Source organism: Rhodococcus sp. EPR-157, assembly GCF_001647195.1.
In the GTDB taxonomy this organism is placed as follows: domain Bacteria; phylum Actinomycetota; class Actinomycetes; order Mycobacteriales; family Mycobacteriaceae; genus Rhodococcoides.
In genome coordinates this window covers 1-12,173 of the sequence record NZ_LVCV01000393.1, presented here as the reverse complement: position 1 = coordinate 12,173, position 12,173 = coordinate 1, and the positions used below count along the sequence as shown (strand labels likewise).

Here is a 12,173-nt window from a genome sequence, read left to right as displayed (position 1 = left end):
CCCGAACGACGTCCACTACACTTACCGGCAGCACGTCAACGCGGCCTGAAATTAACCATCTCCAGTGTCCGAAATCCCCGCGGCAGATCAAACGCTGTGACCCTGTGGATAATTGCGGCCGGAGTAGAGCTTGCGGCAATCGTTGCGCTCGGCGTTCTACTTGTCGTCTCCCGCAGGCAGCTGACGGGAACGCGACGCGAACTCGAACGTGCCCTGGCCGACAAGGGCCACCGTCGTCGACGACGCGGGGTCGCCCCGTTCGCGATCAGGACGGCGTTTCAGACAGCGGACTCGCTGATCAACAAGGGGATCGGCGCGACGGTGCGCAACTCCGTCGAAGACTTGGCGGGCTGGGCGAAGGTCGAGCGCCCCGACCTCGCGAGAATGACAGCTGACGGCGATATCGTCGTCGTCTTCTCCGACATCGAGGGATCCACCGCGCGCAACGAGGAGTTGGGCGACCGCGGCTGGATGAAGCTGCTCGAACGGCACAACAGGCTGATCACCAAGCAGGTCGAAATCCATGGCGGCCACGTCGTCAAGAATCAGGGCGACGGCTTCATGATCGCGTTCTCCGACGCCGGCCAAGCGATCCGCTGCGGTATCCGAGTGCAAGAGGCTCTGAGCGAGAACCCAGATCGATGGAACCACATCCGAGTGCGCATGGGTGTTCACGTGGGCAGCTCGGTGCGCCGAGGCGACGACCTCTTCGGGCTGAACGTCGCGATGGCAGCTCGGGTCGCGGGCCAGGCCGAGGGTGGCGAAATTCTGGTCAGCGAACCGGTCCGCGACGCACTCAGCGAGGCGTACGACATCTCGCTGGGCACCCCGCGCGAGGTTGCGCTCAAGGGTATGAAAGGCAGATTTCAGTTGTATCCGGTCGAGCTGAGCTTCTCGGATCGCTTGCCCGGGCCGCGGGCGGACGACCAACAGACCGCTTGAATGGTTCATTCATACGATCAGATGGCGTGGATGAACCATTCAAGCGGTTGGGACTCTCACGCCGCGAACGCGCGAAAGGTCCATCCATACGATTGGAACGTATGGATGGACCTTTCAAGCGATCAGGGTCGGCAGGCGATCAGGGTCGGCAAGCGATCAGGGTCGGCAAGCGATCAAGGGCAAACGATCGGGCCGGCTGACAGCTATTTCTGCGCAGCGGCCAGCGCGTCGTTGAACGTCTTGCTCGGGCGCATGACGGCGGCGGTGGCCTCCGGGTCCGGGAAGTAGTACCCACCGATTTCGACGGGTCCGCCCTGGACCTCGCCAAGCTCCTTGACGATGGTGTCTTCGTTGTCTGACAGCGCCTTTGCCAGTTCGGCGAAGTGCTGCGCGAGCTCCGCGTCCTCGGTCTGTGCGGCGAGCTCCTGCGCCCAGTAGAGAGCGAGGTAGAACTGGCTTCCGCGGTTGTCGAGTTCGCCGGTCGAGCGTGATGGTCCCTTGCTGTTCTCGAGCAACTTGCCGGTCGCCGCGTCCAGTGCCTTCGCGAGCAGAGCCGTCTTGGTGCTGCCGGTCTTGCGACCGAGGTCTTCGAGACTGACTGCGAGAGCGAGGTATTCACCGAGCGAATCCCACCGGAGGTGGTTCTCCTCGATGAGCTGCTTGACGTGCTTGGGTGCAGATCCGCCTGCACCCGTCTCGTACAGGCCGCCGCCTGCCATGAGCGGCACGATCGAGAGCATCTTCGCGCTGGTGCCCAGTTCGAGGATCGGGAACAGGTCGGTGAGGTAGTCACGAAGAATGTTGCCGGTTGCGGAGATGGTGTCGAGGCCGCGGACCAGACGCTCCATCGTGTACCGAATCGCGCGAACCTGCGACATGATCTGGATGTCCAGACCCTCGGTGTCGTGATCCTTCAGGTACTTGCGCACCTTGCCGATCAGTTCGTTCTCGTGCGGGCGGTACGGATCGAGCCAGAAGACGACCGGCATTCCCGACTCGCGTGCGCGTCGCACAGCCAGCGCAACCCAGTCCTGAATCGGCGCATCCTTGACGATGCACAGACGCCAGATGTCGCCCTCTTCGACGGTCTGCGTCAGCAGCACCTCACCGGTGGCGATATCGGTGATGTTGGCGATGCCTGCCTGCGGCACCTCGAAAGTCTTGTCGTGCGAGCCGTACTCCTCGGCCTTCTGAGCCATGAGACCGACGTTGGGGACGGTGCCCATCGTCGTGGGATCGAACTGGCCGTTGGTCTTGCAGAAGTTCACCATCTCCTGGTAGATCCGGGAGAAGGTCGACTCGGGGTTGACTGCCTTGGTGTCCTTGGGACGGCCGTCGGCACCCCACATCTTGCCGCCGGCGCGAATCATGGCCGGCATGGATGCATCGACGATGACGTCGCTGGGCGAGTGGAAGTTCGAGATGCCGCGTGCCGAGTCGACCATCGCCAGCTCCGGGCGCGTCTCGTGGCACTTGTGCAGGTCTTCGATGATCTCGTCGTGCTTGGAGGCCGGAAGCGTCTCGATCTTGCTGTACAGATCCGACAGGCCGTTGTTGACGTTGACGCCCAGCTCTTCGAAGAGCTCGTTGTGCTTGGCGAACGCGTCCTTGTAGAACACGCGCACGGCGTGGCCGAACACGATCGGATGCGATACGCGCATCATCGTCGCCTTGACGTGCAGAGAGAACATGACGCCGGTGTCGTAGGCGTCCTGCATCTCGTGCTCGTAGAAGTCGAGGAGTGCCTTCTTGCTCATGAACATCGAGTCGATGACGTCACCGTCGGTGAGCGAGACCTTCTCCTTGAGGACGATCGGCTCGCCGTCGGCGGGCAGCAGTTCCATCTTGACCTCACGGTCGCCGTCGACGACCGTCGACTTCTCGCCGTGGTAGAAATCGCCCTCGCGCATGTGCGCGACGTGGGTGCGCGACGCCATCGACCATTCGGTCATGCTGTGCGGGTGCTTGCGGGCGAATTCCTTGACGGCCTTCGGCGCACGGCGATCCGAGTTACCTTCGCGCAGTACAGGGTTGACCGCGCTGCCCAGACACTTGGTGTAACGGTCGCGAATCACGCGCTCTTCGTCGGTCTTGGGATTGCCGGGGAAGTCGGGGATCGCGTAGCCCTTGTCCTGAAGCTCCTTGACGGCAGCGAGCAACTGCGGCACCGAAGCACTGATGTTCGGAAGCTTGATGATGTTGGTTTCGGGGAGCTGCGTCAGGCGGCCGAGCTCGGCCAAGTTGTCTGTGACGCGCTGGTCTTCGGTGAGGTAGTCGGGGAATTCTGCAAGTATCCGGTTGGCAACTGAGATGTCACTGGACTCGACGTTGATATCGGCCGCATCGGCAAACGCGCGGATGACAGGAAGAAACGCGTGCGTCGCGAGCATCGGCGCTTCGTCGGTCAATGTGTAGATGATGGTTGGCTGCTTGTCTGTCATATTCGCCTTTGCCTCAGTTTCAACGTCGTCTTTTGGATACGTTCACGTCCAACTTTAATCTTCCGACGCCGCGCTGTGCGGGGCAGTGGCATATCACTCGATTCGGCGCCCGAAGTTACTGACGGGTAGGACATTCATGCCTCGGCGAGATCGAGGTTGTGCCTGCATTTCGACGACATTCGCGACATAACCTCGATGTCGGCGGGGCTCAGGACCGTCGGAACTTGCGGTAGCCCACGACCTGGCTCACGACGAGCGGGGCTGCGGTAAGGAAGACCGCACCGAGCAGAACCCAGAACATCATGGCGACGTCCGGAGCCCAGAGCGCCATCACTGTCGGCGTTGCCCCGACGAGCATGGGCACGCCGAGGTACACACCGACCACTGCAGCCCCAGCGACGACCGCAACGATCAGCACACGGACGGCTGCACCGGCGAACGAACGCGCTTGCGTGCGTCCGCTCGCCACGCGGTACACCGACCACACGATCCAACCGCTCAACAGCGCGACCACGCCCAGCAGAACACCGAGCACGATCGGAGCCATCGATCCAGGCAGATCGGAGATCGATCCGTCGACGACGAGAGTCGTCAGGTTCCGCCCCACGGCAGCGATCCGCTCGGCTTCGATCTCGCCATATCTGTTGGTGGCCAACACCATTGCCACATCTTCCCCCGGCACCAACGCTACATAGGTGTAGTAGCCGGGCACCGCGCCCGAATGCCACCACACGTCCTGTCCGCCGATGCTCTCGTGGAACAACCCGCTCCCGTACGTCGTTCCCTGGCCCGTATTCACCTCGGCCATGGCAGCTTCGCCGCCCTGCAGCTCGGCCAACCGCCAGGCCGCATAGCGCCCCAAGTCCTCGATGGAACCTGCAAGGTAGCCGTAGCCGAGCCCCGCTGCGTCGACGCCGACATCGATCGCTCTCGCCGAGCCGAAGAACGGCACATGACCGGGTGGGACGGATCGCACGAAATTCTCGGGGTCGGTGATCGTCGTCGTGGCGTCGGCGGGTTCCAACACCTCCTGCTCGAGAGCGTCGGCGAACGATTCGCCCGTGGCCATCTCGACCACGGCCTGCAGTAGCAGGTAGTTCAGGCTGGAGTAACGGAACGTGCCGCGGGCAGAGACACCGTCGGGTTCGGGCATCGTGGCCACCGCATCGGCTGCCGATTCCCGACGCGTCCAGTCGTCGGTGACGGTGATGTCGTGCGGGAGTCCGCTGGTGTGATGGATCAGGTCGCCGACGGTTACCGCTGAGCCGCCGAGCAGCTGCCGGGCCTGCGGGACGATGTCGACGACGCGTGCATTCTCGTCGACGACGCCGTCGCGTTCGAGTCCCTGGACGGTGGCTGCCGTGAGCTGCTTGGACACCGACCCCCACACGAACGGGGTGGCGCTGTCGACGGGCAATCCCCTGCCGTCGACGCCGGTCGACGCCTGCGCCACAACACCTCCGGAATCGACGATCTGTGCCGTCATTCCCGGCGCCCCGATCCCCGACGCCCACCCGTCTACGGCGTCCTGCAGGACGGCGGGCTGGGTGTCCGCGGTTGCCCGGACAGGGCCGACCGCCGCGAGTGCGCCGACGATCACCACAACCCACAGCATCACCAGCACTGGCCGTGCGCCCGTGGGCATCGCGTCCGCTCCCCTCTCGTGTGAAGCTCTGTCGGCAGATATCTTTCGCACGGTATCGAGCACGGCTCGCGCAGTCGATAGGCTCGCTACCAAGGTGCACCGTGCGCTACGACCTAAGTAGTAGGAGGAGGGCGGACGTGAGCGTCGATTCCGATCGCCTCGTCCAGGCCGCTGTCACCGCGTACCGCGAGCTACTGATCGGCTCGACGGTTCTCTCCGACGAGGCGGTCGCAGGTCAGCTCGCACTGCAGGCCGAGAGTGTCGTGCGCGCTGTAGCCCGACAGTTGTCGTCGACCGAAGATGACGAATCCGTCCCCGATATGAGTGCACGGATCGGCAGCGAGCGCGCCCGGTCCCGCATTCACCCGACGCAGTCACTCCGCGCTGCGTCGCTGATGTTCGAGGCACTGTTCCCGGTTCTCGCCGACGCGTTGGAGGCGTCTGGAGCACCACTGTCCGTCGTCGAACTGGGTACTGCACTCGAACGCGAAATCCAGCAGCGCGTGGCAGTCGGCGCACTACCGTACGTCGACTATCTGCTGACCAGCTTGCTGTCCTCGCAACACGACGAACGCAGCCGCATTGCCCGTGATCTGCACGATCGCATCGCTCACGGAATGGGCGTCGCGCTGCAACAACTCGATCTGTTCGACCACTACAGATTTCGCGACCACGACCGAGCCGAGGAACATCTGGCCGCGGCACGCACGTCGATCGTGTCCAGCGTCGACATGACCCGTCAGTTGTCGGCGGACTTGTGGGTCACCATGCCCGGCGACACCTTGAGCGAGGCGCTCGCGTCGTACCTCGACTCGACAGCTCCCGAAGGCACACGGACCAGCCTGGAAATGCTCGGCACACAACCGCACCTGCCCGACGAGGTGGCCGCGGAACTGTATCTGCTCATCCGAGAAGCCCTGCGCAACGCACTGATTCACGCGCACCCCACTTCGATCGACATCGAACTCATCGCCGAAGCCGACCTGTTCCGCGCAGTCATCAGGGACAACGGCGACGGATTCGACGTCGACGCAGTCACCTCGGCAAAGCCCATAGGCGGACTCACCTCGATCCGCGAACGAGCGGAGATGCTGGGTGGACGGGCGTCGATCACCTCGATTCCCGGCGCCGGGACAACCGTCGACGTGCACTATCCGGTGGCCACCGTTGCGGGTCAGCGGTGGTGACGCCCAGCAGGCAGCCGTTCCGTGTCGTCATCGCCGACGACCACACGTTGTTTCGTGACGGGCTGGCAGCGTTGATCGAGTCGGATCCGGGGTTCGTCGTCGTCGCTCACTGTCCCGATGGCACCACCGCGATCGACGTCGTCACCGCACAGGTTCCGGATGTCGCGGTGCTCGACATCGAAATGCCCGGACCCGGAGCATATGCAGTGGTGAGCGCGATCCGCGCGAAGGCACCGTCCGTGGCCGTGGTGATTGTGTCGATGCACCAGGATCCGCGCACCATGCGAGATCTGCTCGACGCGGGCGCGTCGGCGTTTCTGTCGAAAACTGTTGCACGCGAACAGTTGATCGCCGGGCTCCACTCGGTGCTGCGCAGTCCCGACGACGTACTCGTGTCGTCGTCACGCGAGTCCGTCGTCGCAGCTTTGAGGCCCGCGCCTCATCCGCTGTCGCCGCGGGAAGTCGAGATCGTCAGGCTCGTCGCCGAGGCCAGAACGAACGGCCAAATCGGCAGCGAGCTCGGCATCACCGAGTCGACCGTCAAGCGGCACCTGACGAACATCTTCGCGAAATTGGGTGCCGTGTCCCGAGTCGACTGCGTCCGCAAGGCGTCGGCCCTCGGCATCCATTGAAAGAACTGTGAACAGGTAACGATCCGCTGACCGAAAACGAACCTGAGGGTATGTCAAACAATGTAGTCCGCGCGATGCTCGCGACCGCCGCATCCGTCGGCCTCCTGTCCGTGGCCACGATCCCAGCCGATGCTGCTCCCCTCCCCATCGACACGCTTGTCGCCGTCGAGCAGGCGTTGCAGCCTGCCGCGATGCCGATCGGATCCAAGACAGCCGAATCGGCTCTGATCGCGGTGCGCAAGATCGCCGAAGGCGGACCGCGATACAACTACTTTCCCCGGTCGATACAGCTGTCCGAGGGCACCACGCAGCCGTTCCTGTACGACACGGCGGCAGCGGACTGCCTGCCCAGCGGCTTCGAACCCGACGACTACTCCGTCGGAATCGCCCAGGCCATCGCCGGTCCGGCCGTCGACGAGAGCCTTCCTGTCCCGGTGATCCCACCTGGAACGGTCAACGTCTTCTTCAGCGCGATGAACACCGCGATGTCCTCGCCGCTTCAAGCGGACAACCTCGAGGTCGCCTGGGTCAATCTGAACACCATGCAGTCGGGCCGCGCTCCGATGTTCCAGGAGCGGCCAGCGGACTACATCGTCACGTTGTCCAACACCATTGCAACCGGCAGCGGCACAATCGTTTTCGTCGTCTTCGGTAGCGTTCTCGACAACACGAGCAACGGTCTGCCACCGTGTGAGTTCGCGCCGGTGGTCGGCGTCGTACGGGCCTGACCCATCGCCGAGCGCATTCTCCTCGTCATCACGCTCGGCTAGGGTGAAGCACGCAAACCGGACACTCTGACGATAAGGCTCTTGAAGATGGCAATCGACTACACCCGCAAGCCTTCGACCCCGACGCAACCACCGGTCAGCCTGAGCAAGGTGACGCTGTCGAAGGCAGCCCCATCGATCAGCCTCACCAAGTCCGGAGAATCCCAGGGCTCGATGCGCGTCAACCTGAACTGGTCGACGGGAGCCGCGGCACCGGAGCCGAAGAAGAAGGGATTTCTCGCGAAGTTGGCGGCGGCGTCGTACGGGTCGGGTGGCGTCGATCTCGATCTCGGCTGCCTCTACGAGCTCGCCGACGGCTCCAAAGGCGTCATCCAGGCCCTCGGCAACAGCTTCGGTGCGATCGATCGTGCTCCGTTCATCGCGCTGGACGGCGACGACCGCTCCGGCACCGTCACCGGCGGCGAGAACATGCACATCAACCTCGCCCGACCCGACATGTTCAAGCGCATCCTGATTTTCGCGATGATCTACGACGGTGCACCCAACTGGGCCGCTGTCGACGGCGTCGTCACCCTGTTCCCCACGTCGGGACCGCAGGTGGAGGTCAAGCTGGACTCGGAGAGCAACTCTGCACGAATTTGTGCAATTGCGTTGCTGGAGAGCGGCAAACAGGGCGTCACCGTCACTCGCCAGGTCGAGTACATCCAGGGCAGCCAGTCCGATCTGGACAAGAAGTACGGCTGGGGAATGAAGTGGGCGGCGGGGCGTAAGTAGCTACCTACGCTCGGTGCGCGCCCACCGAGGACTCGTCCTCGGTGACGCTGTATGCGAGGTGCCCGCCGATGAAGCCACCGAGACCGGCAGCGCTGAGGCCTGCTATCGCGAGGCCTTTCGCCACTGCATCGGTGCGCGTCCGTCGGCGCATGAAGGAAGCCAGAAAAAGGAAGACTCCGGCAGCGTTCGCCCCGGCGTGAATCAGTCCGACTCGACGCGCACGTGGGCCGCGCGTCGACCAGTCGGCCCACCCGGTTGCGAGGGTCGGCGGCGCCGACACGAGACCGAGGCCGATGAGGCGCTGCGCGGCCTTGGACTCGGATCCGGCCAGGTCGAGCACGACCGCGCTGGTCCACGCACCTACCGTGACGTTCACCAGAGCTGGGTGGATCGGATGCCCCACGAAGGTGCCGCGCAGCACTCCGCCGATCGCACTCCCGTCCAGCGCGGGCCCGAGAAGCCTATGGATGGCATCGCCTTCCTTGTCCAGGAACGACGCGGATTCGAGACTGTTCATCACACCGGGGAGGCTCATACCGTCGCGGGTACCCCGACAGCGGCGGCACCAATCAGGGCGGCATGACCCGAAATCCTCGTACACTGTACGGTAATCTGTCGGAATGACTTCGCTGGAAGCTCTGAATACGATCGTTGTCCGAGGCGCCCGAGAGAACAATCTGCACGACATCGACCTGGACCTTCCCAAACGCACACTCATCGTCTTTGCCGGCGTCTCCGGTTCCGGCAAGTCCTCCCTGGTCTTCGACACGATCGCGGCCGAAGCTCAACGCCAGATCAACTCGACGTTCACAGCATTCGCGCAGGCGTTTCTCCCGTCCTACGGTCGACCTGACGCCGACCTCATCGCCAATCTGTCGGCGGTGATCATCGTCGACCAGAAGCGTCTGTTCGGTGGGCCGCGCTCGACCGTCGGCACCATCACCGACATCGGCGACTGGCTACGAATGCTGTGGTCACGCGGGGTGAAGCCGTCCATCGGCTATGCCAACGCTTTCTCGTTCAACGACCCGGCAGGCATGTGCCCCGAATGCGATGGACTCGGTGAGGCGAAGGTCGTCGACATCGACGAGCTTGTCGACGAGTCGAAGTCGCTGCGCGAGGGCCCCTTCAAGCATCCGGACTTCGAACCCGGCAAGTGGCCCTACCGGGTGTTCGCCGACTCCGGATTGTTCGACCTGGACGTTCCCATCGAGCAGTACTCCGCCCGCGAACGACACATCTTCTTCGACGCCAAACCCGGCGAGATCGAGGTGGTCAACGCCGACGCAATCATGAAGAGCTACGAGGGCATCGTCTCGCGTTTCCGGCGTAGCTACCTTTCCAAAGACGCAGACGCGCTGAAAGGCAAAGCCAAAGCCGCCTTCGACCGGATCGTCACCCGCGGAACCTGCCAGTCGTGCGGTGGCACGCGCTACAACGACACGATCCGCAACGCGACCCTCGAGGGGCTTTCGCTGCCCGACGCCTTCGCCATGCAGGTCTCCGATCTCGCCGACCGTATCGAAGGATGGACGCTGAAGGACCTGGACACGTTCAGCGCCGAAATCGTGGTGCAGCTCCGCAGACTCGTCGACCTCGGTCTGGGCTACCTCAGCTTGGACCGCGCAACCTCCTCGTTGTCGGGTGGTGAATCGCAGCGCATCAAGATGGTTCGCCATCTCGGTGCGACGCTCAACGACATGCTCTACGTGTTCGACGAGCCCACGACCGGACTTCACCCTCGCGATGTGCACCGCCTGAACGACATGCTGCTTGCGTTGCGCGACAAAGGAAACACGGTACTCGTCGTCGAGCACGATCCAGAGGTGATGGCGATCGCCGACCGAATCGTCGAAATAGGTCCTGGTGCAGGAAAAGCCGGGGGCACAGTCGTGTTCGAGGGCACGTACGAGCAGCTGCGGAATGCGGACACCAGAACCGGCAAAGCTCTTCGCCGCGACGGTGCAGCACTGCGAACGCCGCGTACACCCACGGGCTTTCTGCCCATCACCGGCGCCGACACCCACAATCTGCGCAATGTCAGCGCGGAGATTCCGCTCGGTGTTCTGACGGCAGTCACCGGGGTCGCGGGCTCCGGCAAGTCCAGCCTGATCCACGGCCATCTACGGTCCGTGGCCCCTGATGCGGTAATCATCGATCAGGCTCCGATCCGCGGATCTCGCCGCTCCTCCCCCGCGACCTACTCCGGTTTGTTGGATCCGATCCGTGCGTACTTCGCCAAGAAGACCGGTCAACCCGCGTCACTGTTCTCACCGAACTCCGACGGCGCGTGCCCGGATTGCCAGGGCAGCGGGATCATCTTCACCGATCTGGGGTTCACGGATCCGGTGTCGAGCACGTGTGAAACGTGCCAGGGTAGGCGTTTTCGGCCAGGAGCCATGAGGCATACCGTCGACGACATCAGCATCGCAGACGTGTTCGAGATGTCCGTCGAGGACGCGCAGGACTTTTTCGAGGTCAAGAAGATTCGCGACATCTTGCATCGCTGCTCGGACGTCGGCCTCGGTTATCTGTCTCTGGGGCAGAATCTTTCGTCACTGTCCGGCGGCGAACGGCAGCGCCTCAAACTCGCCACCGAACTCGTCGGTTCGTCGTCGATTCTGGTTCTCGACGAGCCGACCACCGGTTTGCACCCGTCGGATGTCTCGAACCTCATCGCCCTGTTGTCCGGCATGGTCGACGAAGGCCGCAGCGTCATCGTGATCGAGCACAACCTCGATGTCGTTGCGGCGGCGGACTGGGTCATCGACCTCGGGCCGGACGGCGGGTTGGGCGGCGGCGAAGTGGTGTTCACGGGAACGGTGGACGACTTGATACACGCCGATACGCACACGGGGACTTACCTGGCCAAGAGTCTGGGGCGCTGACGCCGGCCGTCACCGCCTCAGTGGGGCGTCACGCGACAAACGCAGCCTCTCGCGCAGGGGTGGGCTTTCGAGCAGGAGTCGGGCGTCTACGTCCGCCAATGCTGCACGCGCCCAGCTGTTTTCCCTTCACCAGGAAATCAGCGCCATCAACGAATTCGGATCGACCGCAAGTTCGTGTGCACGGACAACGATGGAATTGTGGGTGTCGTCGCGCTGCAGAGTGCGCTTCGGAACGAGACGGGCGGACTGGATTCGAATGATCGGGTTCCGGACAACGTACATGTTCACCCGCACGTAGAAGATTTCTGCTTTGACACCATCGATGTCCTCCCAACGTAAGAACTCTCGAGTGCGCTCCGGTCCCCGGAGGCCGAACCGCAGCGAACTCCGCAGAATCCCGTCCACGTGTAGCGAGACCTGGGTGCGCCGCAGCATCGATACCGTGATTGCGCTCGCGAGAGCAAGAAGGCCTGCGAAAAGTCCGAACCCGCCACCGGAAGCAAAGAGAAACCACGCCAGCGCCAGCAGGCCTGCGACCAGGAACCCTCGCGATTTGCGGCGCACCAGCACGCCCGGACCGTACTGGGCGTCGTCTATCGGCCCCACCGATTTCGGCACACGAGACCTGGACAGTCCTGCCAGGGTCAGTCCCACCGACACACCCCCGGTCAGGAACAGAACGAGTGCGATTCGCTGCGCCAACTCGCCCCAGGCGTGATCGGCGAGCAACACGGGAATTGTCACAACAGCCAACACGACCACAGCACCCGACCCGGCAGCAGCGAGCAACCACAACAGATTCAAGGGCCTCGGCCAGTGCGGACGCCATTCAGGTCGATGGAGCACCTCGTTCGTGGAATCGTCGTTCGTCATCCGTCCTCCGTCTCGGCCACAGGTGGCACTCGATCTGTTGGACGCGGGCGGCGATCGAACGGT

The 12,173-nt window shown here is 63.4% G+C and carries 10 protein-coding genes; 6 read left to right on the top strand and 4 right to left on the bottom strand.

The features are described 5' to 3' along the window. The first annotated feature begins 96 nt into the window (after positions 1 to 96). Positions 97 to 942 carry an adenylate/guanylate cyclase domain-containing protein gene (locus A2J03_RS17875; protein ID WP_068376445.1) on the top strand — a complete coding sequence of 282 codons (846 nt, stop codon included), beginning with the start codon at positions 97 to 99 and terminating at the stop codon, positions 940 to 942. Between the two features lie 203 nt (positions 943 to 1,145). Here A2J03_RS17875 and A2J03_RS17870 read toward each other — a convergent pair whose 3' ends face one another. After that, entirely contained in the window at positions 1,146 to 3,383 is a 2,238-nt protein-coding gene (locus A2J03_RS17870) for an NADP-dependent isocitrate dehydrogenase (RefSeq protein ID WP_068376444.1), read from the bottom strand. A gap of 208 nt (positions 3,384 to 3,591) precedes the next feature. After that, a complete protein-coding gene (locus tag A2J03_RS17865) occupies positions 3,592 to 5,028 on the bottom strand; it encodes a serine hydrolase domain-containing protein (RefSeq protein ID WP_068376449.1) in 1,437 nt (478 codons plus the stop codon). A 137-nt stretch (positions 5,029 to 5,165) separates the two neighbouring features. Here A2J03_RS17865 and A2J03_RS17860 point away from each other — a divergent pair, with 137 nt between their 5' ends. The 4 genes from A2J03_RS17860 to A2J03_RS17845 all read left to right on the top strand — a co-directional run bounded on the left by A2J03_RS17860 (position 5,166) and on the right by A2J03_RS17845 (position 8,349). Next, positions 5,166 to 6,215: a sensor histidine kinase gene (locus A2J03_RS17860; RefSeq protein WP_068376441.1), complete on the top strand. Its 1,050-nt coding sequence runs from the start codon at positions 5,166 to 5,168 to the stop codon at positions 6,213 to 6,215. After that, a complete protein-coding gene (locus A2J03_RS17855) occupies positions 6,212 to 6,847 on the top strand; it encodes a response regulator transcription factor (RefSeq protein ID WP_068376447.1) in 636 nt (211 codons plus the stop codon). Before A2J03_RS17860 ends, A2J03_RS17855 begins: the two co-directional genes overlap by 4 nt. Before the next feature lie 50 nt (positions 6,848 to 6,897). Then, positions 6,898 to 7,575: an Rv1157c family protein gene (locus tag A2J03_RS17850; RefSeq protein WP_068376439.1), complete on the top strand. Its 678-nt coding sequence runs from the start codon at positions 6,898 to 6,900 to the stop codon at positions 7,573 to 7,575. 87 nt (positions 7,576 to 7,662) lie between these two features. After that, entirely contained in the window at positions 7,663 to 8,349 is a 687-nt protein-coding gene (locus tag A2J03_RS17845; protein WP_068376437.1) for a TerD family protein, read from the top strand. Positions 8,350 to 8,353: 4 nt separating this feature from the next. Here A2J03_RS17845 and A2J03_RS17840 read toward each other — a convergent pair whose 3' ends face one another. Beyond that, positions 8,354 to 8,884 carry a DUF2231 domain-containing protein gene (locus A2J03_RS17840; RefSeq protein ID WP_068376435.1) on the bottom strand — a complete coding sequence of 177 codons (531 nt, stop codon included), beginning with the start codon at positions 8,882 to 8,884 and terminating at the stop codon, positions 8,354 to 8,356. A gap of 85 nt (positions 8,885 to 8,969) precedes the next feature. Between A2J03_RS17840 and A2J03_RS17835 the strand changes: the two genes are divergently transcribed. Beyond that, positions 8,970 to 11,237 (top strand): ATP-binding cassette domain-containing protein, encoded by a 2,268-nt coding sequence (locus tag A2J03_RS17835; RefSeq protein WP_068376433.1) that lies wholly within the window; start codon positions 8,970 to 8,972, stop codon positions 11,235 to 11,237. A 126-nt stretch (positions 11,238 to 11,363) separates the two neighbouring features. On the opposite strand, the gene A2J03_RS17830 is transcribed toward A2J03_RS17835, so the two are convergent. Then, positions 11,364 to 12,110 (bottom strand): hypothetical protein, encoded by a 747-nt coding sequence (locus A2J03_RS17830; protein ID WP_156520437.1) that lies wholly within the window; start codon positions 12,108 to 12,110, stop codon positions 11,364 to 11,366. Positions 12,111 to 12,173: the final 63 nt, after the last annotated feature.

Excerpts from the sequence above, each read along its gene's own strand:
- A2J03_RS17870 (WP_068376444.1), bottom strand. The coding sequence starts at position 3,383 with ATGACAGACAAGCAGCCAACCATCATCTACACATTGACCGACGAAGCG.
- A2J03_RS17840 (WP_068376435.1), bottom strand. The coding sequence starts at position 8,884 with ATGAGCCTCCCCGGTGTGATGAACAGTCTCGAATCCGCGTCGTTCCTG.
- A2J03_RS17835 (WP_068376433.1), top strand. The coding sequence starts at position 8,970 with ATGACTTCGCTGGAAGCTCTGAATACGATCGTTGTCCGAGGCGCCCGA.
- A2J03_RS17830 (WP_156520437.1), bottom strand. The coding sequence starts at position 12,110 with ATGACGAACGACGATTCCACGAACGAGGTGCTCCATCGACCTGAATGG.
- A2J03_RS17865 (WP_068376449.1), bottom strand. The coding sequence starts at position 5,028 with ATGCCCACGGGCGCACGGCCAGTGCTGGTGATGCTGTGGGTTGTGGTG.
- A2J03_RS17845 (WP_068376437.1), top strand. The coding sequence starts at position 7,663 with ATGGCAATCGACTACACCCGCAAGCCTTCGACCCCGACGCAACCACCG.
- A2J03_RS17850 (WP_068376439.1), top strand. The coding sequence starts at position 6,898 with ATGTCAAACAATGTAGTCCGCGCGATGCTCGCGACCGCCGCATCCGTC.